The 22,175-nt window shown below is 64.8% G+C and carries 26 protein-coding genes; 6 read left to right on the plus strand and 20 right to left on the minus strand.

Translation table 11 applies throughout. The features are described from left to right. Positions 1–28: 28 nt before the first annotated feature. The 10 genes from WC704_RS05445 to WC704_RS05490 all read right to left on the minus strand — a co-directional run bounded on the left by WC704_RS05445 (position 29) and on the right by WC704_RS05490 (position 6,578). On the minus strand, positions 29–328 hold the full coding sequence (locus tag WC704_RS05445) for a DUF4326 domain-containing protein (RefSeq protein WP_209516689.1): 300 nt from the start codon (positions 326–328) through the stop codon (positions 29–31). A 213-nt stretch (positions 329–541) separates the two neighbouring features. After that, the gene (locus WC704_RS05450; protein ID WP_209516692.1) at positions 542–1,345 is read right to left on the minus strand and encodes a hypothetical protein; all 804 of its coding nucleotides are present in this window, start codon (positions 1,343–1,345) and stop codon (positions 542–544) included. Next, positions 1,342–1,632, minus strand: coding sequence for a hypothetical protein (locus WC704_RS05455; protein ID WP_209516695.1), 291 nt, complete (start codon positions 1,630–1,632; stop codon positions 1,342–1,344). The genes WC704_RS05450 and WC704_RS05455 overlap by 4 nt, the downstream gene beginning before the upstream one ends. Next, complete coding sequence (locus tag WC704_RS05460) at positions 1,629–2,105, minus strand: hypothetical protein (protein WP_209516698.1); 477 nt, start codon at positions 2,103–2,105, stop codon at positions 1,629–1,631. Before WC704_RS05460 ends, WC704_RS05455 begins: the two co-directional genes overlap by 4 nt. A 74-nt stretch (positions 2,106–2,179) precedes the next feature. Next, complete coding sequence (locus tag WC704_RS05465) at positions 2,180–2,926, minus strand: hypothetical protein (RefSeq protein WP_209516701.1); 747 nt, start codon at positions 2,924–2,926, stop codon at positions 2,180–2,182. A 78-nt stretch (positions 2,927–3,004) separates the two neighbouring features. Then, positions 3,005–3,226, minus strand: coding sequence for a hypothetical protein (locus WC704_RS05470; protein ID WP_209516703.1), 222 nt, complete (start codon positions 3,224–3,226; stop codon positions 3,005–3,007). Then, positions 3,223–3,606, minus strand: coding sequence for a hypothetical protein (locus WC704_RS05475; RefSeq protein WP_209516706.1), 384 nt, complete (start codon positions 3,604–3,606; stop codon positions 3,223–3,225). The genes WC704_RS05470 and WC704_RS05475 overlap by 4 nt, the downstream gene beginning before the upstream one ends. A 10-nt stretch (positions 3,607–3,616) precedes the next feature. Beyond that, complete coding sequence (locus WC704_RS05480) at positions 3,617–4,084, minus strand: DUF6878 family protein (RefSeq protein WP_209516709.1); 468 nt, start codon at positions 4,082–4,084, stop codon at positions 3,617–3,619. Between the two features lie 85 nt (positions 4,085–4,169). Further along, positions 4,170–4,364 carry a hypothetical protein gene (locus WC704_RS05485; protein ID WP_209516712.1) on the minus strand — a complete coding sequence of 65 codons (195 nt, stop codon included), beginning with the start codon at positions 4,362–4,364 and terminating at the stop codon, positions 4,170–4,172. A gap of 66 nt (positions 4,365–4,430) precedes the next feature. Further along, positions 4,431–6,578 carry a ParB/RepB/Spo0J family partition protein gene (locus tag WC704_RS05490; RefSeq protein ID WP_209516714.1) on the minus strand — a complete coding sequence of 716 codons (2,148 nt, stop codon included), beginning with the start codon at positions 6,576–6,578 and terminating at the stop codon, positions 4,431–4,433. A gap of 192 nt (positions 6,579–6,770) precedes the next feature. Between WC704_RS05490 and WC704_RS05495 the strand changes: the two genes are divergently transcribed. Then, positions 6,771–6,959: a DUF6771 family protein gene (locus tag WC704_RS05495; protein WP_209516716.1), complete on the plus strand. Its 189-nt coding sequence runs from the start codon at positions 6,771–6,773 to the stop codon at positions 6,957–6,959. Here WC704_RS05495 and WC704_RS05500 read toward each other — a convergent pair. From WC704_RS05500 to WC704_RS05520, 5 genes are all read right to left on the minus strand, one after another. Further along, a complete protein-coding gene (locus WC704_RS05500; protein WP_209516720.1) occupies positions 6,943–7,152 on the minus strand; it encodes a hypothetical protein in 210 nt (69 codons plus the stop codon). The genes WC704_RS05495 and WC704_RS05500 overlap by 17 nt on opposite strands. A gap of 57 nt (positions 7,153–7,209) precedes the next feature. After that, the gene (locus tag WC704_RS05505) at positions 7,210–7,386 is read right to left on the minus strand and encodes a hypothetical protein (protein WP_310066616.1); all 177 of its coding nucleotides are present in this window, start codon (positions 7,384–7,386) and stop codon (positions 7,210–7,212) included. Positions 7,387–7,592: 206 nt separating this feature from the next. Further along, positions 7,593–8,825: a hypothetical protein gene (locus WC704_RS05510; RefSeq protein ID WP_209516726.1), complete on the minus strand. Its 1,233-nt coding sequence runs from the start codon at positions 8,823–8,825 to the stop codon at positions 7,593–7,595. Beyond that, positions 8,825–9,226: a DUF2958 domain-containing protein gene (locus WC704_RS05515; RefSeq protein WP_209516729.1), complete on the minus strand. Its 402-nt coding sequence runs from the start codon at positions 9,224–9,226 to the stop codon at positions 8,825–8,827. The genes WC704_RS05510 and WC704_RS05515 overlap by 1 nt, the downstream gene beginning before the upstream one ends. Continuing rightward, complete coding sequence (locus tag WC704_RS05520; protein ID WP_209516732.1) at positions 9,223–10,227, minus strand: zincin-like metallopeptidase domain-containing protein; 1,005 nt, start codon at positions 10,225–10,227, stop codon at positions 9,223–9,225. Before WC704_RS05520 ends, WC704_RS05515 begins: the two co-directional genes overlap by 4 nt. Before the next feature lie 314 nt (positions 10,228–10,541). Here WC704_RS05520 and WC704_RS05525 point away from each other — a divergent pair, with 314 nt between their 5' ends. The 3 genes from WC704_RS05525 to WC704_RS05535 all read left to right on the plus strand — a co-directional run bounded on the left by WC704_RS05525 (position 10,542) and on the right by WC704_RS05535 (position 11,843). Then, positions 10,542–10,784 (plus strand): hypothetical protein, encoded by a 243-nt coding sequence (locus tag WC704_RS05525; protein ID WP_209516735.1) that lies wholly within the window; start codon positions 10,542–10,544, stop codon positions 10,782–10,784. Between the two features lie 86 nt (positions 10,785–10,870). Beyond that, entirely contained in the window at positions 10,871–11,161 is a 291-nt protein-coding gene (locus tag WC704_RS05530) for a hypothetical protein (protein WP_310066619.1), read from the plus strand. Positions 11,162–11,165: 4 nt separating this feature from the next. Next, positions 11,166–11,843, plus strand: coding sequence for a nucleotidyl transferase AbiEii/AbiGii toxin family protein (locus tag WC704_RS05535; protein ID WP_209516738.1), 678 nt, complete (start codon positions 11,166–11,168; stop codon positions 11,841–11,843). Positions 11,844–11,874: 31 nt separating this feature from the next. On the opposite strand, the gene WC704_RS05540 is transcribed toward WC704_RS05535, so the two are convergent. Then, the gene (locus WC704_RS05540) at positions 11,875–14,850 is read right to left on the minus strand and encodes a TrlF family AAA-like ATPase (RefSeq protein WP_209516741.1); all 2,976 of its coding nucleotides are present in this window, start codon (positions 14,848–14,850) and stop codon (positions 11,875–11,877) included. 166 nt (positions 14,851–15,016) lie between these two features. On the opposite strand from WC704_RS05540, the gene WC704_RS05545 reads away from it, so the two are divergent. After that, positions 15,017–15,403 (plus strand): hypothetical protein, encoded by a 387-nt coding sequence (locus tag WC704_RS05545; protein WP_209516744.1) that lies wholly within the window; start codon positions 15,017–15,019, stop codon positions 15,401–15,403. Between the two features lie 554 nt (positions 15,404–15,957). Here the strand turns inward: WC704_RS05545 and WC704_RS05550 are convergent. The 4 genes from WC704_RS05550 to WC704_RS05565 form a co-directional block, all read right to left on the minus strand. Next, positions 15,958–17,034, minus strand: coding sequence for a GNAT family N-acetyltransferase (locus tag WC704_RS05550; RefSeq protein ID WP_372888913.1), 1,077 nt, complete (start codon positions 17,032–17,034; stop codon positions 15,958–15,960). A gap of 98 nt (positions 17,035–17,132) precedes the next feature. Further along, positions 17,133–18,728: an amidase gene (locus tag WC704_RS05555; protein WP_372888914.1), complete on the minus strand. Its 1,596-nt coding sequence runs from the start codon at positions 18,726–18,728 to the stop codon at positions 17,133–17,135. Positions 18,729–18,803: 75 nt separating this feature from the next. After that, a complete protein-coding gene (locus WC704_RS05560) occupies positions 18,804–19,010 on the minus strand; it encodes a hypothetical protein (protein WP_372888915.1) in 207 nt (68 codons plus the stop codon). 552 nt (positions 19,011–19,562) lie between these two features. Continuing rightward, complete coding sequence (locus tag WC704_RS05565; RefSeq protein WP_372889107.1) at positions 19,563–20,615, minus strand: YeiH family protein; 1,053 nt, start codon at positions 20,613–20,615, stop codon at positions 19,563–19,565. Positions 20,616–20,837: 222 nt separating this feature from the next. On the opposite strand from WC704_RS05565, the gene WC704_RS05570 reads away from it, so the two are divergent. After that, entirely contained in the window at positions 20,838–22,058 is a 1,221-nt protein-coding gene (locus WC704_RS05570; protein WP_372888916.1) for an MFS transporter, read from the plus strand. The last annotated feature ends 117 nt before the right edge of the window (positions 22,059–22,175 follow it).

A 22,175-nucleotide genomic window follows, 5' to 3' on the forward strand; every position in this document is an offset into this window, starting at 1 on the left:
CTTGGGCTCCCCTCGCCGGGCGCGCCGATCAGGCCGCGCCTCGCCACCACGCGATCCGCTCTTCCCGGCTGGCATTCGCCAGCCAGAGCAGCAAGTCGCCATGGCAGGACAGCGGCGCGCAGAAGCAGACGAGATCGCGCCCGCGCAATTCGTCCAGCGCGCGCAGCAGATGATGCTGTGTACGGAGCCAGCGCGCATATTTGGCGATGACCATCGCCCGATCGCCGTCGCGACCGATGACGAATGGATTACCCCATTTGGAGCCACGGCCGATATAGACCGCATTCGCGTTGTCCTTCGTCGCACGCTTGTTGAGCACCCTGCACATCGAAACTTCTCCGCACCGCCCCTTGGCGGCATGCGGACGTGCAGCACGGTCGGGACACTCGGCCGTCACCACCGGGGAACGGGCTGCCCGTTGACGGGCGAGGAGACCGTGCAAGGAGGAGCGATGCCGACCCGTAGCGGTTGCGGAGACGGCGCAGGGCTCTGCAATGCGGGCATGAAAAAGCCCGTTCCGACAAGCGGAACGGGCCCGGTTTCAAGCGGCGAGCGGACGATGCCGTATGGGATCGATCACGAACCCGTGCCGCCCTGCACTATATTCATCAGCGGACACGAGATAGCTCCGGCTTTGGGAAATATCTCGGCGGCCACCGATAGTAGCCACCGTTTCTACGAGACCGGGATAACGATCCGATCGCATTGCCGAGATGACCACCCAGTCTTCGGCGTGTTCGTATTGGAACCGCTCTCGATCGCGGGTGAAGGAGTCTTCCGCCGTCAGCGTCCGACCATGCACGGCTTCCCAAGCATCGGGCTCCCAGTCCCGAAGCGTCCGATCCGCCTTGTGCCTTTCCCGATCCGTGAAGAGATCGGGATAACCGACCGCGACACGTGCCCAGTCACCGTCCTCCTCATACCAGCCGCCCTTGATCCGAAGCGCCGGATGGAGAGCGGCATTGCGGGCGCGGTCGAGCTTGAAGCCGCCATGCGAAGCGGTCGAATGGAACACCACGCCTTGCGCATAGACAGTCGCGCCCTGCGACATGCCCCAAGGTGTGGAGAGCCGCATTCGGACATCTTTGCGGCCGAGCGCTTCGCGCTGCCGGAGGTGGGCCGCGATCACCTCGACGTGCGCGCGAAAGCCCGCTTCGTCGGCGACGATGCCTTCGCTCCCGAAGACGTCTTTCTCGTCCCACTCGGCAAGGGGTCTGGACAGCCGCCAGCCCGATGCGAGGCGGAAGCCGTCCCGCGCCGGAATGGCGATATAGCCCAAGTCGACGACCCGCGCCGCCATCATGCCGGCGGCGGTCATGCCATATTCGATCACGATCCGGGTCATGCCGCCCTCCTGTCGTTTTGGTGGAGAGCAGGCGCGAAATCCGGACCATAATTGCGTGAGTGCTCGAAGGTCGGGTCATCGGCCTCATCGACCAGATATTCGGTGACCTCCTCAGCATAGTCGGCGTCTATGACCGCCGGATGGTCCGGGAACAGTTCGACCGCGTGCCGGTCGCCGAACACCACCGCGTCGGCGGCTTGCATCGCCGCGCGGTGATCGGTCGCATCGACCGCCACCTTGATCCGGATGGTCGTATAGACATGTACGAAATGGCGCCGCACGGTCATGCCGCCCTCCCGAGATTGGAGGGCAGCAGCACCGGGTCGGGATCGCCAACGACCTCGAACCGGGCGTTGCTGTAGCGGTTGCGGTCGAGCCAGGCTTCCGCCGACGCCATGTCGGGCGCGAGGAAACGCAGTTCGTCGCGCCCGCCAAAGCTGGTCAGCACGCGGACCATGCCGGGCGTCGGCGTCTCGACGATTTCGAAGTCGAGCGCGCTTTCGACCGAATAATGCCGATGCACGATGACCGCGATGATCCCGCCACTGCCATAGTCGCCAAGATGCAGGCAGAAGCCGGCGGGCGATCGATACGTGGGGCGGATTTCCTCCGGCCGGCGCTCGGTGAGCCGCCCGACGCCATTGTCGTTGGTCCAGGCTTTGACCTTGCGGGTGAAGCGCTCGGGCGGGCGCGGCTCGCCGTTGGAATAGCGGATCAGACTGCCGAGCGGCGCGGTTTCGTAGATCAACGGAGCGGACATTTCATATCTCCTGAAACGCGAAAGCCCGGCGGTGGCCGGGCTTTCGAGGTGTTGGCGATGGGGTGAAGAACGGGTCAGGCGGGCGTGCCGCGTGCGATCCCGATCGCGGCGACGGCGGCGGCGAACTCGATGTTGTGGAGTTGCTCGTCGGGATCGAGCCGACCGATCACCTCGATACAGGCTGCGCGGATTTGATCATCGCTGACCGCGACCGCCGCCGTGTCGGTTCCGGCATAGGCATGCTGGATGTCGGCCACCATCGAGCGCACATCCTCTTCGCCGAGCACCAGCGCGGGATGCTTCCCATGCCCGGGCGCGCAACCGAGGTCGCCATAGTCCGCCTGGTCAAGGAGGCGGCCTTCCATCTCGGTCGTCGAGCTGGAGAGGATGTGGTCGGCTGTGACCACAGTGACACCACCGCCAAAGCCGTCCGGCCGCATCTTGCTGCAAGTCCAGGCGGAGGTGATGACCACATGGTCGAGCGTCGCGCTGCGACGCACGATTTCCTGGAAGATCGCGGCCTCGCCCAGATCGGAGAGGTCGAGTTCCAGTTCGAGTTCGTCGGGATCGGTCGTCTTCAGCTTCTCGCGGACCATCTCGACGACGATGCCGGAAGGCGCATCCTCATCGCGCAGCATGCCCTTCACCTCCGCGATGTCGAGCCAGATCGTGCTTGAGGGTCCTTCGCTTGCGAAGAAGTAGACGGCCTCGCCATCGCGTTCATGCTCGAACATACCGGTGAGCAAGGCCCATTCGAGCCGCGTGATAGCGCTCCCCGGGATGCTCGGACGAACGACGGTCGGGGAATAATAATCAGCCATGACAAGTCTCCAGATACGCGAAAGCCCGACACGCGGCCGGGCTTTCGCAGGAACAAGGGAACGGATGCGCGACGCGGATCAGGGAGGCAGATCTCGATCGTCAGGCGTCCCATCGAGAATTTGGGTTCGAAGCGTCCAGCTCCTCACCAGCAGGTCATAGGCGAGGAAGCCGCCGCCCATCAGCCGGTTGCGGATGGCATGATCGGTATCGCCGGCCGCCTGATGGAGCTGCTCGGCCATCACCATCGGGGTTCGGTCGTCCGCCTCGAGATCGAATTCGAGGACTGCCTGGACCTTCATACCGCCTCCATCGCGACGGCCGGCTGGGCGGCAAAAGGATCGACGTAGCGGTGGATGGGCTGGGCTCGGCCCATCCAGGGCTCCGGCCGGATGCAACGTACCCAATCGGCGAAGCTGGGGATGAAACCCAAATCCTCTCGGACGTGCATTTCACCGATCAGCCGCACCGGCACGACGCGCCCCGTCGAAATGGTGATCGTCGCCCCGAAGAAGCGCTCCAGCATGAAGATGCCCTCGGCGTGATGGCGGAGCGCCCGGTGGCGGAAGTCGGCGGTGATCGCCTTCGATTCATCGAACCACTGGTGGAGCGGCAGAAAATCTTCAGGCGCGCCACCCCATTTACGCACTGAGGAAAGGGCGTGATGATAACAATGTCCCATCGCCGGCTCCTCACCATTCATGGACGTGGTTTTCGGACGACATGAAGCGCTCGTTATAGTCGAGCGTGATCGTGCCGGCGACGACATCGAATATGAACTCGCCATAGGCGCCGTCCGAGTTCTCCCAGCCTTCATGCTTTTCGCGCAACAGATCGTAGGCGAGCGTTTCGATCGCCACTGCGGCGCCTTGTTGGCGGGTCACTGCCTGGCTCTCCCCATAAGGCAAGTCGAGCATGTCGATCTGCTGCTCTGGAAGTGACGCTGGTACGTCGCCGTTGAAGGCCTGGATGTCCTCGATCTGTCCGCTGTCACCTTCGCCATCGAAGATGACGGTGACGCGCGTGATATTCGCCGAGGCCAGGGAGGCGAACAGACTGGCCTTGTTCTGGGGAACGAGTGCTGTGGCCGAGGCCTCCCAGAGTGCGAACTTCCGGCTGAGAGCGGCCATGTCGATGGCTGGTTGTGGTGCATCCGTCATTGCGAATCTCCTGAAACGCGAAAGCCCGGCGTGATGGCCGGGCTTTCTGTGAAGTTGGGATGGGGATTTGGGCGCGATCTTCGCCTCATTCGCGAAGGCCGCCTGACGCGATATCGGCGATCCACTCGGAGGCCTCGTCGAAATCGGCATCGTCGTCTTCGACCAGACGCGCGAGCGCCACGGCGCCTTCCCGGCCGAGCTGACCAAGACGCTGGAGGCAGGAGAGCAGGACCGGCGCCAGATCGGCGGCGGAGGCGGATTCAATGTTGGAAACGTTCATCGGTCGATCCCTTGGAAGCAGAATGGAGAAGGTGGCGGGACAGCCGAAACCGCCCCGCCGTGGAAGTCAGGCGGCCTCGGGCAAGGCCTCGCCATCGTCATCGCCGGTGACGACAGGCTCCTCCTCGAGGAAGGCCGGGAGCGCCTCGATCTCGTCGGCGTTACCGTCGTCGTTCGTGAGCGCGTCGAGCGGGACAGGCGTGCGCATCGGCTCGGGCAGCCAGGCCGAATCCTCCAGCAGCCGCTCGGCCTCGCGGGCCATGTCGGCCTTCTTAAGATGGTCGATCATGCCGGCGAACTTGGCGCCCTTCGCCTCCGCCACATCGGCGACGATCCGCTGTTTGGTGACGCTGCCGAGGTAGCCCGCGACCGTCGGGCGCCAACCCGCCTCGACCAGGTCGAGCCCGACCGCACGCGCCAGCACGTGGCTATGCGCGACGCGCCGTTCGACCATCGACTTCGAGACCCGGCCATTGTCGTACTTCGGGACCATTTCGACCTGGGCGTTCAGCACCCGGGACGCGCAATGTGCGAACAACGCCGCCTGTTCGTTGCCGTCGAACAGGAGCAGCGCGTCCCACAGCGTCTTGTCGTCATCGGGAAGCCGGTCGGCCCAACGCTTGTGGCGTTCGTCGATCGCCTTCGCCGGTGCGCTGTCGCGCAAGCCCGTGACCGAATGCCCGAACGTCACGTCGTGCAGCGAGATCTGGAGACAGGAATCGCGCGTCGAGGAGTAGAAGCAATCGAGTACGAAAGCGTGGAGGACCGCCGCGAAAGCCGTGGACGGCTGACGCGCGAAGGCATCCTGCAGCGCTAGCGTCCGCCAAGCGGTCAGTTCGGCGACGAGCCGGTCGGGCAGCGGCTTCACAAGCTCCCCGTCTTCATCCTCATCATCGTCCGAAGCCGCGCCGATCGGCACGACGTTGGACGTGAGCGGCCGGGGCGAAGCAGCCCTCGCGCCGTCGATGCGATCCTCGTCCGAGGCGTCGGGGTCCCGACCGGTGTCCGTATCCTCCGTAGCAACCGCCGGCTCATCCTCGGGTCGGACATAGCCGCGCTCGATGGATAGCGTGCCATCGACCTCGATCGACACGAACACGCCGGCGATCGCCATGTCGTCCACCCTGAAGATCATCGGCCGTTCGACAAGCGCGCCGATTGCTTCGTCGATGGCGTCCAGCCGCTCGCTGATTTCATCGGGCACCTCAGGGGCATCGGCCCATTCGGCTTCGAGTTCCTCGATCTCGGCCTGAAGCCTGGCGAGCGTGGCTTCCTCCTCTGCGGTCATCGCAAGCTCGACGCCGTCGATCTCGCGGAGGCCCGCGGTCACGTTCCACGGCATGTCGACCGCGGTCGCGACCCACTTCCAACCCTCGACCCCGATCGTCTCGCCTTCGGCCTGAAGCTTCTCGGCCACCAGTCGGTCGAGCAGAGTGGGATCGGTGAGCCAGCCGCCGTCGTCCGGCTCGAACAGGTCGCGCAGGACCGCGCCGCCCGCGGCGACATAAGCGTCGATGCCGACGAAGCGCACACGCTTGTCCGCCGCGCGCACCGTATCCTCGGTGAGCTTCTGGCGGATGAAGGCGGCCGACTTGTTGTAGCTATGGGCGAGCATCTCCCAGACCTGTTGCTGGCGCTCGTGATCGTCCGAGACGGCGAAGGCGATCAACTGCTCGAGCGTCATGCCATCCTCGGCATAGATGTCGTGCAGCTTGGGGCTGACCTTGGCGAGTCGCAGCCGCTGGTTCACGACCGCCGGGGTCACCAGGAAGTGCGCGGCGATCGACTCGATCCCCTCGCCCTTGTCGACCATCGCCTGCATGGCGCGGAACTGGTCGAGGGGGTGGAGCTGCTCGCGGAAAGTGTTTTCCGCAAAGCTGTCCTCCTCGGCGGTGACGACGTCATTGGCCGCCTTCACGACACATGGGATGGGGGCATCCTTCGCGAGCCGCTTTTGCTTCACCAGCAATTCCAGCGCGCGGAACCGCCGGCCACCGGCCGGCACCTCGAATTGGCCGGTCTCCTGGCCCTCGCCATCCAGGATGGGACGCACGTTCAGGCTCTGGAGCAAGGTGCGGCGGACGATGTCATCCGCCAGTTCACCGATCGAGACGCCCGCCTTCACCCGACGAACGTTGGACTGGGACAGCGCCAAGCGGTCGAACGGAATGTCGCGCGAACCGCTGAGGCTGATCTTCTGAGGCGCTTTGGCCATGGGACTTCTCCATGACGGGCCGCCGCGAGACTCTCTCTCGGCTCCTTGCCCGTCATGAAGCCCCGGCTTCCCTCTAGCTCTTGCGGCCGGCCGCAGGCTGGCCGCGACGGCGGTGGCGGCGTCCGTCGCAACGCCGCGCCACCACATCTCGGAGGCCTTGCCCAGAAGTTCCCGTTATGTTCTCATGCGCCTATGGAACGAATCGAGCCGCAAATATTGTCCGCGATCCTGCTTGCGGCACCGGGCTGGGCGCGTGTCGGATTGACGATGCCGGACGAGCGGATGCGCGAGCGTGCGGCCGAGACATTGGCCATAACGATCATCGAGAAGCTGGAGGGCTGCCCGGAGGCCGACGTGAACCAGTTTACGCTTCCGCTCTGACCCCGACATCCCTCCACTGTCCAGGTGCGAGGCTATCGCGTCGAACAGCGAGACGGTCGCTGAAGGTGACGACATTGGTGCGTCCGCTGCTGTCGACCTGGGTGAAGCGCAATATATCGCCTTTGAGGATTTCGATCGTAACCGGCGCCAGTTCACCCAGCGGGTCGTGGAAGGTCTGACGATTTTTGGGCATCGGCGCGACTCCATCCGAAACAGGCCCCGTTCATAGCATGATATGGAGCGGACATATTCAGCGATGCTCTTCAGGCAGGTCTTCCTCATGGCCCTGCCAGACGATCCGGTCACCCTCATAGACGGTGACGAAGCCGCGCCCTGGCGTGATCGGTGGTGGCGGCTTGGCCGAAAAGTTGAGGCAGCCGAAGGTGTCGCTGGTGGCGGAAAAGGCGAGCGGCTTACCAGGCCGCATGAGGACTCGATCGCATGTGCCGGTCGGGCGTTTGACCCGACGCCGCGACAAACCCAGCCGGAACGCCTCATGATCGCGAACCTCGTAATCCGAGGGCGGCGACCAGTGGCAACAATACTTGCAATAGCGCGGGCCGGGCGGCGCCGGGTCAGAATCGTCATTGAGGGAGGGTCCACCATTGTGGCCTAGGGTTGGCGACCGATCGCTCATGATCCGCGTCCCCCTTCGAGCCATGCCCGCAGCCGCTGACGCATGACACCGATCCCGGCGTTGATTTCGGTGATCTCCGCGTCGGGCGCGACGCAGCGCATCTCCCGAAAGCCGTCGAGAAAGGCGCGCATGACCTTGAGGTAGAGCCCACCCCCGACCAGCGCGACGTCCGTGAATGGCCGCGTGCCGTGGTAGGCTAGGCTCGCAATCTCGCAGCCGGGATGCGAACCATAATTGTCGGGCCTGTTCGCGGATGGCGGGCGCGGCCAGCGCGTCGTCATGCCGCCAGCGATCATCCGGTCGGCGAGGTCGGAGGTCAGGCGGGCGTCGTAATCCTCGATCGGCCGATCGCCACTACCGAATCCGTAGCGCGCGGACAGGAAGCCGACGCGGGCGAGCCGACGACCAGGGTCGACCGTGCGCCAGGTCCGCCAGAGCGGCCCGTCGTAGCGCTCCCAAGCCGGCATCCAGCCCGGATCATTCCGCTTGGTCGCCGAGCAGCCGAGAATGAGCAGGCGGTGCGAAAAGCCCGTCGCGCGCGTCTGCAGCACGTCGACACGGATCACCTTCACCGGGCGCTGCTCGGCAGCTTCTGCGAGCCGGCCGATCAGCGCGATGTCGGCATCGGTGCAGACCCCGCGCACATGAATGGCAATCGGATCGCCATCGCGCGGCGGCGGCATGGCATCGAGAAACAGGATGCCGTGGCCGAGATTGCCGCAATAGTGGGGCACCTCGACGACGGGCAGCCCCGGCGCGGTTTCGATCTTGCGCTGCCCGATACGCTTGAATGCTTCGTCGAAGCTCGTGGGATTGATCGTCGTGCGGGCCTGCGCGCGCGCATGATATCTCCAGGGCGGCCGCTCGGGATCGACCTTGCCGACGGCGATCTGATAGAGGAAGTCGACAAGGCTGTAGGGGTCGGCGGGATAGGGGCAATCCCGCCAAGCGCGTCGGATTGCACCCCGCTTTTGCTCGGAGAACTCGAACAATCGCGTCCGCGCCTGTCGCCACACAGCCGCGCGTTCGTCCCGGAGCCGCCGCTGCTGCTGGGGCCACCAGACGGCGCGGTCGGCCATCTCTTCCTCCACGCTATGCTGCCCCGCGGCGATCATGTTGGCAAACAGCGGCAGCGCCTCGCGTTCGCGGCGCTGTTTCGTCGCGAAGGCGGCGCGCTTGCGCGCTGTCTCCTCATAGGCGGCGGGCCTCGGCCATTTACGGAAGCGCATCACCGCCCTCCCCGCAAAGACGCCTGCGCCTTGCGGAGAATTCCTTCCGCCAGGACCAGAGAGCCGGCACGACGCGCTGCCTCGGCATAGACCGACAGCGGGAAAGCGCCTTCGAACAGGATGTCCCGCTCGATACCAAGCCCGAACGGGAGCCGGATCGCTTCCAGCTCCTCGAGCGCAAAGCTGCCTAATTCCGGGCAGCCGAAGCCGAGATCGGCAAGTCCGAACAGAATCCCGTCCTGGTCAATTTCGGTTGCAAGCCAGGTCGCCTGACCCACGGGGTTGAAGAAGCGAACGACCGGAACGGGATCGGGCTCGCGCCCATTGCGGGCCTGGGCCTCATGGTGGGCACGATCGTTGGCACGAAGCTGCTCGCGCAGCTCGGGGGTGAGGAGGATCATGCCGCTGACCGCAGCCGCGTGTCTGCGGTCAGCCTCCCATCGAGCGCCGGTGCCGGATCGTGGTCCGGATCATCGTCATCATTCACGGCATGCGGCACCGCATCCGGCCGGAAGGCAAGGAGATGGTCGGCTGCCTTGGAGGCAGCGCTGGCGGCGCGCAGGATCGCGCGGCTGTCCTCTCGGATGATCTCCAGCCAGGATCCGAGGTAGTCGGTATGCCGGACGGTCGGCACGATGCCGAGGGCGGCGCAGACGAAGGCGCCGGTCATTTCGGCGACCAGCTCTTCCTTCCCGTAGGCGACCGATCCGAAACTGCCGGTCTGGTCACGGTTCAATCGGGCAGAGCCGCCAACCCAATGACCTAGCTCATGAAAAGCCGTCCGGTGCCAGTTCACGGGATCGAAGAAATCGTCCGGTCTCGGTACCTGGACGTAGTCGTGGCGGGGTGAGTAATAAGCTTGTCCGCCGCCGATGCGGAAGTCGGCGCCGGTCGCCGCGATCAGTGCCTCGGCTTGCGGGAGGATCAAGCCCTCGGGAATCGGCGGGGGCGGTTCGCAGATATTCGCTGGAAGCCCGTCGCATTGCTCGACCGAGAAGACGGTGAAGCTCTTGAGGAAGGGAATGCCGCCCGAGGGCTCGCGGCCCTCGTTTTCGGCGCGGCGACGCTCTTCACCGGGGATGAAGCGGCGGGTGTAGATGATGCCGACGCCATGTTCGCCGCGGCGCACCGAGCCGCCGAGCGCGACCGCCTGGCGGAAGGTCAGGAAGGCATGCACGGAGAAGCCGCGTTCGATGACGGCATTCCAGAGCGTGAGAATGTTGAGGCCGCTGTAACGGCGATTGCTGACGGCATTGTACGGCATGCCGATCGAGGCGCGGGACGAGCCCCAGGGTTGGACCCAGGGAACGCGCCCGGCTTCGAGTTCGGCGATGATGCGGTGGGTGATCTGCTCATAGAGGTTCGCCCGTTCGGTCGGGCGGGTGCGGCGTGTCCGTGCCATGGCCTGTCTCCAGGACGGGCCGGCGCCGAGCCTCTCTCGCCACCCTCAACCCGTCATGGCGGGTCGGCATTCCTCTCACTCTCCTGGGATGGCGCGAGGCGGCAGCCCGGCAGAAGGGGTCCGGAGAGACGCTAGCTGAGCGGCTCACTGGCAGGGGAAGGCATTCCCCTCCCGAGTCACTTGCCTTAGGTTTGTCTGCGGCCGCAGCCTGCGCGGCCAGCTGGCGCACACCATCGCAGCAGCGGAATTAAATCGGTAGCTGAGTGTCGGCTACCTTATCAGCTGTGATAAAGAGGCGTCGGGAGGGGGTTACGTTGAACTATATCGAGAATCTCATCGCGAACGGCACCAATTTCCGGGTCGATCGCAAGACCAACAGCGCATCTTTCAGGCCCGCAGGAGATTCATCTTCGGATCTCGAAGCGTTCCAATCAGTGGTACGTGATCTTCACAACCATGAGGGCGATGGTTACCGCGTCCATAAGGCGCATCCGTCGAGCGACCACGGGCGCGGGCTGATCGATCTGGTCCTGGTGACATTCGAACCCGGTGATTGAGTAATGCGGCCGGAAGGGCGAAGGGACCGCGCCGGCACCGATTCTTGTTTTGATAAGCCCTCGGGGCTATATAGTGGCAACGATCCATGTCGGATCGCGTTGTGGGTTCGATGATGACGAATGTGGCGACACAGGTGATGACGACGGTCAACGCCCCTTATGGGGCGGACCTGTCCGTGCATCAACTCGCCGCGATGGTTGCCGATCCCCAGAGCGCGGTCGAGTTCAATGCGCCGGTCTTTTCGTTCTTTTCCGAGGTTCCCGCCGCTGTTCAGAAGCAGTTTCTGAAGGGTATGGACGTGGATTTGGGTCAGGCGAGCAAGGTCGCCGGCCAGTTCGCCAAGCTGTCGGGCTACACGCTGCCGCTGGCGGTCTGATCGGGTGTCGGCCGGGCGGCCAAGCGAATGGCCGGTCCTTTTCGATCTGGCGACCTCCATTCTCGATCATTTCGAGCAAACCAACGGCTTTGCACCGGACTGGAGTTTTGGCGGCGGCACCGCGCTGATGCTTCAGATCGACCATCGTGAAAGCCACGATATCGATCTGTTCCTCGACGACCCGCAGATTCTACCCTTCCTCAACCCCGAGACGCAGGGGATGCAGCTCGAGAGGCGGCCGGAGAGCTATGACAGCGACGGCAGCGGTGTCCTGAAGCTGGCCTATCGGGATCTCGGCGAAATCGACTTCATTTGCGCGCCCAGCATCACCGATGACCCGGTCACTTCGAGCGACGTCCGCGGGCGGACGGTCTGGTTGGAAACGCCTGCAGAGATCATCGCCAAGAAGGTCTACTTCCGCGGCTGGAATTTTCAGCCGCGCGACATGTTCGACCTTGCGACGGTGGCTGAAAGCTATGGCGCGGACTATGTGATTGCTGCGTTACGCGCGTGCGGCATGAACCGGTGCCGCACGGCGCTCGAAACCGTCGAGAAGGCAACGGCGGCAGCGGTTGAGGCGATTAATGCCCAACTGATGGTACGGGATACGACCCGCCCTCTGATCGGCCGTGCTCAGGGACTGAGCAACGACCTGCTTAAACGCACCATTGAGACCTTCTAGATTGGGCGGTTGCATCGGCAAACCCCGTCCATCATCGATCAAGGTGGACGCGAAGCCGCCGGGCACGTTCGCGAAAGGCCTGTTCACCACCCTCCAAAATGTCGCAGACGCTGCGCCGGATCTCGGCATCTTCAAGACCGCCTGAAACATAGGTTATAGGCGGTAGCCCGCCAGCCGGATGCGGCCCGGATTCGGCGATGATGATCTGATCCGCGTCGGTATTGATCACCAAATTGGCATTATGGGTGACCATGATAACCTGGCGTTTCGCCTTGGCGGCGATGAACAACGAAACGAGTTCGTCGAACACCGATTTGGGGTCGAGATTCTCCTCGGGCTGATCTATGATCAGCGGACGATCGTCGCCATCATCGAGCGCAAGATAGAGCAGCAGCAGGACGATCCCGCGCGTGCCGGGCGACAGCTTGCCGATATCGACACCGTCATAGGCGATCTCGTAGCGCACGCTGATATGATCGGTGCGGAAAAGCCAGTGGGCGAAGCGTTTCGACCAGGCGCGGAACTCGGTCTGCTGGGTCGGTGCGAAGGGGGCATGTTCGAACAATGACTGGGTATAGTTCGCGATGAAGCCGCTCATTGCCGCCTGCACCTGGGCGGCACTGCCGGTTTCCCAGGCGGGCCGAAGCGCCGTGTTGGCGACACCGATCAGCGCGCCGCGCCCGTTGAACGGACCGCTCTTGCGCCGATCGAGCAACTGCTCCTCGGCAAAGCCGCCCCAGCCCTCGACATCGGCGGCGCGCCGGACGGAAAAGCTCAGCTTGCGGAGCGTACCCGAGGCCGCCGCGAGCTTGGTCATGAGCGGGGCATAAAGCGCCGCCAGCGCATTCTGCTCGTCGACTACGGCGCCGAACACCCGGCCATAGGCTGCGTCCCGTTCGGTCTGAAGGTCCTTGCGCCGGGCGGCAGCGCCTTGAGCATCGGCAAGGCGGGCCTCAAGCGTCTGGAGGGCAGAGTTTTCCTGCGCGATGCGGGCGGTCAACGCGCTATATTGCTCGCGCACGACCCGGTCGGCACTGAACAGCGCCTCGAGGCGGGTCATTTCGGCGCGCAAGATGGCGAGTTTCACGGTCGCGAGATCGGCGCCGTCGGCGATCAGCGATGTCGCGGGATCACCAGGCACCGGCGGCACGCCTTGCAGATCCGAGATCTGGCCATCGGCCCACCGGACGTAGCCGGCGAGGCTCTGATCGACGTCGCCCTGGTAGACCAGAAGGAACTCCTGCCATTGGGCCTGATCGAGACTGCTGGCGAGGTGGCGCGCCTGGGTCTGGCGCAGCATTTCCGGTGCCTTGGTTGCGCGCGTGCTGCGAACCTCATCCTGCATGGCGAGGAAAGCCCGCCGCTGGTTGCCGAGCTGCTGGAGCCGCGTGTCGAGCGCCTGCACGGCTTGCGTTAGGGCCGCATGGCGCTGGGCCTGCGCGGGGGTGCCCTTGAGCACGAGCTTGGCAAGATCGGCATTATAACCTGCGATCACCTGCTTCTTCTGATTGACCTGCTGGGCGAGCATGCCGATCAACGCTTCCTTCTCGAACTCCTCCGAGATCCGCTCGGAGATGTCGGCGATCGCCTCAGCCTCGCGCGCCCTTGCTTGTTGGAATCGCAGCGTCTTGCGTTCGCGCAGTTCTTCGAAGCTGATGGCACCGTCGCGGTCGGCCGGCGGATGCGCCTCGAAGATGACGCGCTCGATCTCGCGGATGAGACCGTCCGAGGCTCCCTTGGCCGAGCACAGCTCTTCCACGAACTGCTGGGAGAGATAGCGTGCGCGAGGAAAGGCGAAGGCGCCATTGGCATCGCGGCCGTCGAGGAAGCGATCGGTTGTAGCTCCCCCACCCCAGCGCAGTGTCGCCTTGCCTGCGCCCAGGAGCGGCCGGGCACGGACCAGGAAGGATGGGCTGAGGTCCGGATTGGCATTCCAGGTGGTGGCGGGGATCGCATCGCACGCAGCGGCAATGACGTCGGCTAGCGCGGTCTTGCCCGAACCGCGTGCACCGATGATCGCGACGAGTCCCGGGTTGAGGGGCATGGTTGGCGTCGCCGCCCAAGGTGCATCTGAAAGGCTGACCTCCGCGATCACCTGGGACGGCATGGCGGTGCTCGGCGGCAGGGTGCCTACAAAGGCGCGCCCTTCGGGATCGATACAGGCCTGGCGCAGCGCGTCGAAGGTAAGCGCACCTTTGATCCAAGTGTAGCGATCCCCGGCAGGTTGCCCGATCTGCGCCGGCTGGTGAGCGTCACTGCCATGGAGGCAGGGCTTGCAGCCGTCATATTGGACACGCAGCTCTTCGGGCGACAGGTTTCGACGGCCCGCCCAGAAGTCGCGCGACGAAGGCGCGCTCGAGAAGATGATATGGGCGAAGCGCTCGATTTCCTGGCGCATCGTCGCGTCGGCCGCCTGCCGCATTCCCGAGGTGCCATCGTCAGCGCTGCCGGCGACCGCGATGAGGATGTTCTTCTTCGCCCATTCGTTGCTGTGGATGACCTCGCGCAGTTGGCGGAAGTTCACCTTGAACTGGGTGGCGCCATGCGCGAGCTTAGCGCGATCGTCGGTAAGCGCGGGGTTGGCGGTGCAGCCAAGCCGGATCAGTTCGTCGCGCGTGCAGTCGAATTGCGAATTGAACGCCTGGAAGTGGAGCCGACCGAGGATCCGCCGCACGTTCGTGAGATGGTCGGGATCTTCCGGACTGACGAGCAGGTGAATGTTCACGAAGCCCGTCCGCGCCGCGACATCGAGGCGTAGCTCGATATTGGGGAAGACGAGTTCGATCGCGCCGAGCCGCCCTGCGGCCTTGTGGCGCAGCACCGTCTCGTAGGTGTCGGTCACATAATAGTCGGTAACGGCGACCGCCTCGATACGAGGAGCAACGCCCTCCAGCGTCGCCAGCCAGGTTTCCCAAGGATCGGGGCCGCCGAACTGATTGTTGAGAACGGTGCCGGGCGCGTGGATATGCGGCTCCCATCGCCGCCATTCAGATCCTCTCGACGCCATGCCCCACCAGCCTCCGGAACGATTATCGATCGCAGGGTAGCGGATCAGCTCGTCCCACAAAACCGGCAAGTCGTCTGAATTGCTCGGTTTTGGCCCGGAAGCGCGACCGAGCTTCTCAATTTCTTGTGCCGTGCATCGACGCGCGGTGCGATTGAAGGACTTACCTATGACTGAGATGATGCAAATCCAGCGCATCCTAGTTGCCGCAATGAAGGCCGGCTCTCCTCAATACGTCTGCCATTGCGGCGCGACTCTGGATGAGGTGTCGGGGCTTCTTTCCGGCGGCCTCGTCGAAGAGGCCGGTTGGGCGATCGTGATCCACGGCAATCTCCATTGGCGGGATCGTGGTCGGTTGAGCCGGGCGCTACCCGCGTTGATCAGTAACCGTTTCTGGCTCGACCATGTCGGCATTGATCCTATGCGGGCTGCGCGGTGGTGCGCGCACAACGACGGTTGGGCCAAGACGTTGCGAGACTGCGCTTTCCGGCCACCGCAATTGGCGGCCGTGGCGCGCGCACAAGCCCAACAGATTGCTGATCAGCCTGAAGGATAATGCCAGGCCCGCAACCTTGTGCGGTTGTGGGCGGTTTCGGCGCGCCCTTGGGCTTCGTCGTGGGGCCTTGGCCGATCGACTCTTTCGCCCTCGGCAGTCGTGCCTTCTCTGCGTCCTGTCGGCCACGCGCAGCACTTGGGCGGCCTGAAAACCGGGCTTGCCGCCGATCGGGGAGCGGTCAGCGAAATGGTCAAGCTGGACCTGGCCAGTCTGCTGGGCGACCTTCATGTGCCGACGGGAGGCGAGCCGCCCGGCGTTGGCGACCGATGCCCAAACCGCGAGCGTGCCCGTCGCTCTCTGCTTCCCCCGCCCCCGAGCCTGCGCCGTTTGAACGGTTGGCAATCTAGGTGGCTAACGCGCTGGAAAGGCCTAATCGCTTTACGGAGCTACGACCCGGCGGGCGACACTATACGGCAGTCTTTTGCGATGTTTGCTATATGATTGCTGGATCGAAATTGCCTTGCCAGAAATTGAGGATTTCAATCGTGATTTCAGTATGTTATAATGCATGTGGAAGTGATGTCTGGTACTTCCGTTACGTGCGGGTGTAACAGTCAGCGCTGGCCGCTTGCCGTCCAGCGCCCTTTCAGCGCGCGCGCCAGCAAGGCCGGGACACCGGGCCGCACCAGTAGCCAGTCGCGCAACGCCGGACCCTGCACGGCCCCGAGCGTCTGCTTGTACCCACTGTCGCCCGCGCCCCAATCGACCGTGGCGATTCCCGCTGCCTGCGCGCGGACGAGGTTGCGATACGCCAGCAGCTTTCCCGGCGAATGCTTGGCGAATGCCGGATCATAGCTGTTGGCGATGGCGTAGCGCGTCGCGTCGCAATCGAGATCGAAGGCGAAGGCGGCTGGCTTACCTTCCACGTTCAGCAACGCCGCCGACAGCATCCGCGCCAGCGCCGGGTCTTGCGCCGCCGCGCGCCAAAAGGCGCCGTGGCCGGTGCGCGTGAATTTCGCGTCGCGCCCATCGGTTCGCGCCGCGATCCAGCTCTTTTCCTCGATCACCGCGAAGGCATCGAACGCGCCCGCCCAATCGTCGGGCCCGACAAAGCGCCAGTCGAGCGCGCCGTGCTCCGCCAGATGCTTTTCATGAAAGCGATTCTTGCGCAGCGTCGATCCGCGCGGCCAACCGTCTTGCGTGAGATCAAGCAGGAAAGTGTTGGCGACGAACCGGTCGAGCACCGCCCACCCCCTTGCCCGCGCGCGCGCGCGCAGCGCCTCGAGCGACGGATCGCCATCGCATACCGGCCCGACCCGCAGCGCGTTGACCGAACGCCCGAGCGCATCGAGCAGCGCATCGACCGCACGCGCACCAATCTGCGCGTGCATCGGAAAGCTGCGGAACGGCCAGTAACAACCCGGCACCATCGCCACGCGCGCAAGCGCCGGCCCAACCCCGACGAACGGCAGCGCGATTACCGGTTCGTCATCCTCTTCAACCAGGACCGTGCGCGCCGCGCCGCCATAAGCCGCCAGCGCCGCCGCATACCATTGATAGCGCAGGAAGCGCTGCGCGGCGGGGGCCCCCTCCACCACCGCATCAATCGCGCCCGACAGGCCATCGAGCACGACCGCGCGCGTCGGCGACGGCAGGCGCGTAAAGTCCGCGAGCAGCATCGGCTTGGTCATGGCGCACGGCCTTAGCGCAACGGGGTTACCATTCGGTGCAGAGCCGCGCCTGTCGCGCGCACGATCCTGTATCCGCCCGGATGCTGAAACCTTGGCGGTTAGCGCGCGCCCTCCAGCCCAGGCCCGGCATCGTTGGTTGCGGCATAGCGCGGCGCGGCGCGTGCCTTGGCGGCCTGTTCGTAAACATAGCCCGCCTGCAATACCGTCGAATCGCCCAGCGCCGTCGCGATGAACGACAGCCCGACCGGCACGCCGCGCACCAGCCCCATCGGCACCGTCAGATGCGGATAGCCCGAGACGGCGGGCAATTCGCTCGCGCTCGGCCCGCTGAACTGGTCGCCATAGACCGTGTCGGACAGCCACGGCATCCCGTAGGTCGGCTCGACCAATAACGTCGCGTTCGCCTTGGCAAGCATCGCGTCGATGCCTTCCTTCCCCGCCAGCCGCCGCGATTTCGCCCGCGCGCCGAGATATTCGGGATCGGCAAGGCCGTGTGTGGCCTCCGCCGCCTCAAACGTCTCCTGCGCGAAGAACGGCATTTCACTGGCGGCATTGGCGCGATTGAACACAATCAGATCGGCCAGCGTGCGCGCCTTTACCGCGGGTGGCGTGGTGGCGAGATAGGCATTGAGATCGGTCTTCAACTCGGTGTGCAGCACCTGCGATTCCGCTTCGCCCAGCCCGGCAAGCTTGGGTGCCTCGACATCGACCAGCACCGCCCCTTGCGCCCGCAGCACCGCCAGCGCGGCTTCATATTTGGCCTTCAACAGGTCGGGCATCTCAGGGCGGAGCACCGCCACGCGCACTCCGTTGAGCGACGCGCGGGAAAGGTCTGCCGCATAGCTGTGCGTTGTCCGGTACGCGATCGCGATGCTCGCGGCATCGGTGGGATCATAGCCGACCATCGCATCGAACAGGATCGCCACATCGAGCACGCTGCGCGCCATCGGTCCCGGCGTATCCTGGCTATGGCTGATCGGTACGACGTGCGTGCGGCTGACCAGCCCCAACGTCGGCTTGAGCCCGACCAGCCCGTTCATCGACGACGGGCACACCACCGACCCGTCGGTTTCGGTGCCGACCGCCGCTGCCGCAAAACTCGCCGCCACCGCCGCGCCCGATCCGCTCGACGAACCGCACGCCGTCCGGTCGAGCGCATAGGGGTTTCGCACCAAACCGCCGACCGCGCTCCACCCGCTGATCGAGTTGTTCGACCGGATATTGGCCCATTCGCTGAGATTGGTTTTGCCCAGGATCACCGCGCCCTGCCGCCGGAGCCCCGCCACCAGCGGCGCATCGCGCAAGGTGACATTATCCTTCAACGCCAGGCTGCCCGCCGTCGTCGCGATCGGATCGCTGGTTTCGATATTGTCCTTGATGAGCACGGGCACCCCGTCGAGCGGGCCGAGCGCCTTGCCCGCCTTGCGCCGCGCGTCGCTCGCGCGTGCCTGCGCCAGCGCATCGGGATTGGTCGCAATCACCGCGCGAAGTTTGGGGCCGCTGCGATCCATCGCCGCAATCCGCGCGAGATAGGCACGGGTAATCGCCTCGCTGGGCGTGCCGTGCGCCATCATCGCCTGCAACTGCTCGATCGAGACCTCTTCAACCGATGGCAGCGATTCTGGCGGCACTTGTGCGGTCGCGGGAACCATAACCAATGCGCACAGCAGGGAAGAAGCGATCGGGATGCGCATCAGTCTCTCCAGTACCGCGAGCAATCCGCGCGGGTCGACCGGATCATGCCCACGCCCCTGCGGTACGGCAAGCCTTCACTCCTTGCCCGGTTCTGGCGGAAGCACGGTCAACCGCCGCTGCGTGCGGCGTCCAAACACGATATCCCATGCCTTTTGTCTGGCGATGCCGCGTACCATCCGCTTGCGCCGCCGCGCGTGCGAGCCACGCTTTTTCAGCAACCGCAGCAATTCCCATGCAACGAATGCGATGACGCAAACCCCAACGCCAATAATGAACACCACAACCACGCCCCCTCAAGCGAATCACACGCAGAACGCTGCGCCGCAGCATATACCCGCAGTGAGACCATTTTGGTTATAGAAAGCACGCGAAGACGGGATGGCGTGGGGGAGGCGGCGCTGATGCAAGCCGCTTGCCCCAGAAATGAAAAGAGGCTGCCGGGGGCCTCACGGCACCCCGGCAACCTCCTGACATGGTCAGCGGCCGGAAGCTCCAGCTTGGGAGACCATGCGGACCGCAAAAGCTCCGATGCAGGCTGGCGTTGTCTGGGGGAAAATACCCCCCGCCGCCGTCATCGAACGGGTTGCCCCGAAAAGCTTAGCGGTGCGTCCCCCGAACGAACTGAACCGACCCCATTGCTGAACCATGAGACATCGGATCACCTCCTTTCGCTAGTTGAAACGGCGTAACCAGGACTGGTCACGACTCGTGTTTGAATCATATATTTTTGCGAAACAAGTCTTGTAATCATCGGGCATTTCGACGATTCTCCTTCGCCTGCCCGAAGCGGGTGCGAATGGCCGGAATTCCCGTCGCGATCGGCACGCCAAACCTTATCCGATCAGCAACAACGCCGCCGCCAGCGCCAGTCCGAACGCCGCCAGCGTTGCCGCAAAAATCACCAGCAACGGCTTGGGCCCCGCCTCCAGCAATTGCGACAAAGGCGAGCGGATCGCGGTCGCGGTGACCGCCGCCGCCAGCATTGCCGCCGCGACCCGTTCCGCCCCCGTCGCCACCACTGGCGGGATCACGCCGAACGAATTGATCCCCGCCAGCACGAAGAAGCCAACCACAAACCACGGCACGCCCGGCCCCTTGGCATGGCCCTCGCCGCTCTTACCCCCGTCGCCGCCCCAGCGCGCCAGCCCCATCGCCACCACCGCCAACACCGGCGCCAGCAAAGCGACACGCGTGAGCTTCACGATCGCCGCGATGGCGCCCGCGCCATCCGAATAGGAATAGCCCGCACCCAGCGCCTGCGCGACATCGTGGATCGAGGCACCGAGCAGGAACCCAGCCTTCAGGTCGCTCATGTGGAAGGCGTGCGCCACCAGCGGGTAGAGCATCATCGCCGAGGCACTCATCGCCGAAATGCCGACCAGCACCAGCGTCAGTTGCGCCTGGGTGGTGCGTTTCTCGCCCAAGGTCGTCGCCAGCGCCATCGCCGCCGACGCGCCGCAAATCGCCACCGATCCCCCCGCCAGCAACCCGAACGCGGTATCGAAGCCAAAGCGCCGCGCCGCGAACACCCCCGTCGCCATCGTCGCCGCGACGATGGCGACGACGCACAGCAAGGCAACCGGCCCCAGCGCGACGATCTGTCCCGCCGTTACGCGCATCCCGACCAGCACGATCCCCCAGCGCAACAGCGAACGCGAGGCGAAGGCCAGACCTGGCGTCAGCCGCCCGTCGGCGCTCAGGAAATTGAGCGACAGGCCGATCAGCAACGCCATCAGCGTCAGCGGCACGCCATAATGATCCGACAGGAACCCGGCCGCCAGCGTCCCCATCGCCACCACCAGCAAGCCGGGGACATAGCCGCGCCAGTTGTGCTTGGGGGTAGCCTCGATATCACCGTACAGGTCACCATAGAGGTCCGCCGCCATCGGAAGCGGACGTTTCGGTTGCTGTGTCGCCATCCGCGCTTCACCGCCCTTTTGCGTCACCCCGGGCTTGTCCCGGGATCCCCCGTGCTGCACACCCGTGCCGCCACGTCTTGCGGCAGGGTGGGCCCCGCGACAAGCCCGGGGTGACGGAATGCGTTGGCTGTAGCCTGCAGCGAGGATACCTGACAACGCTATCCCAATAACAGGACCGGGAGCGGATCAATGGCACTACGCGGCGGCGCGGCACGCTGGATCATCGTGGCGATGGTGTTCGTCGCGGTCATGCTCAATTATGTCGACCGGCAAATCCTGGCGCTGCTCAAACCCACGCTCGAGGCGCAGTTTCGCTGGTCGAACCAGGATTATGCCAATCTCGGCACGGCCTTTCAGGTCGCGACTGCCTTCGCCTTTCTCGGCACGGGCTGGTTCCTCGATCGCGTCGGGTTGCGGCTCGGCTTCGCGCTCGGCGTACTGGTGTGGAGCCTGGCTGGTATGGCGCACGCCTTTGCCGCGACCGTCCCCGCCTTTTTCGCCGCGCGCATCCTGCTCGGCATCGCCGAATCGGTCGGTACGCCAGCGGCGGTGAAGACCGCGGCGACCTATTTCAACCATAGGGACCGGCAAATCGCGCTCGGCATCGGCAACATCGCGCCCAATATCGGTGCGATCGTCACGCCCTTGTTCATCCCCGCGCTTGCGGTCGCTTATGGCTGGCAGGCGGCATTCCTCGTCGCGGGCGGGCTGGGTGTCGTGTGGGTGGCGCTATGGTTCGCGATCCGCATCAAGCCGGTCGCGCTCGACGCAGTGGCCCCCGCCCCCGTACCGTGGCTCAGCATCCTGCGTTCGCGCGAAACCGCCGCCATCGCCATCGCCAAGGTGTTGTCGGATCAGGTGTGGTTTTTCATGCTGCTGTGGCTGCCCGATCTGTTCCACCGGCTGTTCGGGCTGGCGCAGGGGACGCTGGGGTTACCAATCGCGCTGGTTTACGGAATGGCGGCGTGCGGCGCGCTGACTGGCGGCTATCTGCCGACGCGGCTGATGGCGCGCGGGTGGAGCGTAAACCGCGCGCGCAAGACAACGATGCTGGGCTATGCGCTGCTCGTCCTGCCGGTGGTGTTCGTGCAATCGGTCGACAGTCCGTGGGTCGCGGCGTTGCTGCTCGGGCTAGTGCTGTTCGCGCATCAGGGGTTTTCGACCAATGTGTTCGGCGTCACCACCGATATTACCCCGGCGCGCGCGGTCGGTTCACGCATCGGCATCGCCGCCTTTTGCGGCAATTTGTGCTCGATCGGGATGATCCAATTTCAGGTCTATGCGCTGTCGCACGGCTGGGGCTATGCGCCCGCGCTGGCGATTTGTGCCGGGTCCTATCTCACCGCGCTGCTTGCGATCCACCTCCTGATCCCGGTGATCATTCCCGTCGGCGAGCGGGCGACCATCTGATCCTCCCCGGCACGGGGAGGGGGACCGCTCGGCTTCTTCAGCCGAGTGGTGGAGGGGGCTCCCCTCAAGCGTTACGCTCGCGGCGCGCCCCCTCCACCATTTGCTAAATGCTCATGG

It is taken from the genome of Sphingomonas sp. (assembly GCF_041661885.1).
Taxonomy (GTDB): domain Bacteria; phylum Pseudomonadota; class Alphaproteobacteria; order Sphingomonadales; family Sphingomonadaceae; genus Sphingomonas.

Excerpts from the sequence above, each read along its gene's own strand:
- WC704_RS05445 (WP_209516689.1), bottom strand. The coding sequence starts at position 328 with ATGTGCAGGGTGCTCAACAAGCGTGCGACGAAGGACAACGCGAATGCG.
- WC704_RS05450 (WP_209516692.1), bottom strand. The coding sequence starts at position 1,345 with ATGACCCGGATCGTGATCGAATATGGCATGACCGCCGCCGGCATGATG.
- WC704_RS05455 (WP_209516695.1), bottom strand. The coding sequence starts at position 1,632 with ATGACCGTGCGGCGCCATTTCGTACATGTCTATACGACCATCCGGATC.
- WC704_RS05460 (WP_209516698.1), bottom strand. The coding sequence starts at position 2,105 with ATGTCCGCTCCGTTGATCTACGAAACCGCGCCGCTCGGCAGTCTGATC.
- WC704_RS05465 (WP_209516701.1), bottom strand. The coding sequence starts at position 2,926 with ATGGCTGATTATTATTCCCCGACCGTCGTTCGTCCGAGCATCCCGGGG.
- WC704_RS05470 (WP_209516703.1), bottom strand. The coding sequence starts at position 3,226 with ATGAAGGTCCAGGCAGTCCTCGAATTCGATCTCGAGGCGGACGACCGA.
- WC704_RS05475 (WP_209516706.1), bottom strand. The coding sequence starts at position 3,606 with ATGGGACATTGTTATCATCACGCCCTTTCCTCAGTGCGTAAATGGGGT.
- WC704_RS05480 (WP_209516709.1), bottom strand. The coding sequence starts at position 4,084 with ATGACGGATGCACCACAACCAGCCATCGACATGGCCGCTCTCAGCCGG.
- WC704_RS05485 (WP_209516712.1), bottom strand. The coding sequence starts at position 4,364 with ATGAACGTTTCCAACATTGAATCCGCCTCCGCCGCCGATCTGGCGCCG.
- WC704_RS05490 (WP_209516714.1), bottom strand. The coding sequence starts at position 6,578 with ATGGCCAAAGCGCCTCAGAAGATCAGCCTCAGCGGTTCGCGCGACATT.
- WC704_RS05495 (WP_209516716.1), top strand. The coding sequence starts at position 6,771 with ATGGAACGAATCGAGCCGCAAATATTGTCCGCGATCCTGCTTGCGGCA.
- WC704_RS05500 (WP_209516720.1), bottom strand. The coding sequence starts at position 7,152 with ATGCCCAAAAATCGTCAGACCTTCCACGACCCGCTGGGTGAACTGGCG.
- WC704_RS05505 (WP_310066616.1), bottom strand. The coding sequence starts at position 7,386 with ATGCGGCCTGGTAAGCCGCTCGCCTTTTCCGCCACCAGCGACACCTTC.
- WC704_RS05510 (WP_209516726.1), bottom strand. The coding sequence starts at position 8,825 with ATGCGCTTCCGTAAATGGCCGAGGCCCGCCGCCTATGAGGAGACAGCG.
- WC704_RS05515 (WP_209516729.1), bottom strand. The coding sequence starts at position 9,226 with ATGATCCTCCTCACCCCCGAGCTGCGCGAGCAGCTTCGTGCCAACGAT.
- WC704_RS05520 (WP_209516732.1), bottom strand. The coding sequence starts at position 10,227 with ATGGCACGGACACGCCGCACCCGCCCGACCGAACGGGCGAACCTCTAT.
- WC704_RS05530 (WP_310066619.1), top strand. The coding sequence starts at position 10,871 with ATGTCGGATCGCGTTGTGGGTTCGATGATGACGAATGTGGCGACACAG.
- WC704_RS05540 (WP_209516741.1), bottom strand. The coding sequence starts at position 14,850 with ATGGCGTCGAGAGGATCTGAATGGCGGCGATGGGAGCCGCATATCCAC.
- WC704_RS05545 (WP_209516744.1), top strand. The coding sequence starts at position 15,017 with ATGACTGAGATGATGCAAATCCAGCGCATCCTAGTTGCCGCAATGAAG.
- WC704_RS05550 (WP_372888913.1), bottom strand. The coding sequence starts at position 17,034 with ATGACCAAGCCGATGCTGCTCGCGGACTTTACGCGCCTGCCGTCGCCG.
- WC704_RS05555 (WP_372888914.1), bottom strand. The coding sequence starts at position 18,728 with ATGCGCATCCCGATCGCTTCTTCCCTGCTGTGCGCATTGGTTATGGTT.
- WC704_RS05565 (WP_372889107.1), bottom strand. The coding sequence starts at position 20,615 with ATGGCGGCGGACCTCTATGGTGACCTGTACGGTGATATCGAGGCTACC.
- WC704_RS05570 (WP_372888916.1), top strand. The coding sequence starts at position 20,838 with ATGGCACTACGCGGCGGCGCGGCACGCTGGATCATCGTGGCGATGGTG.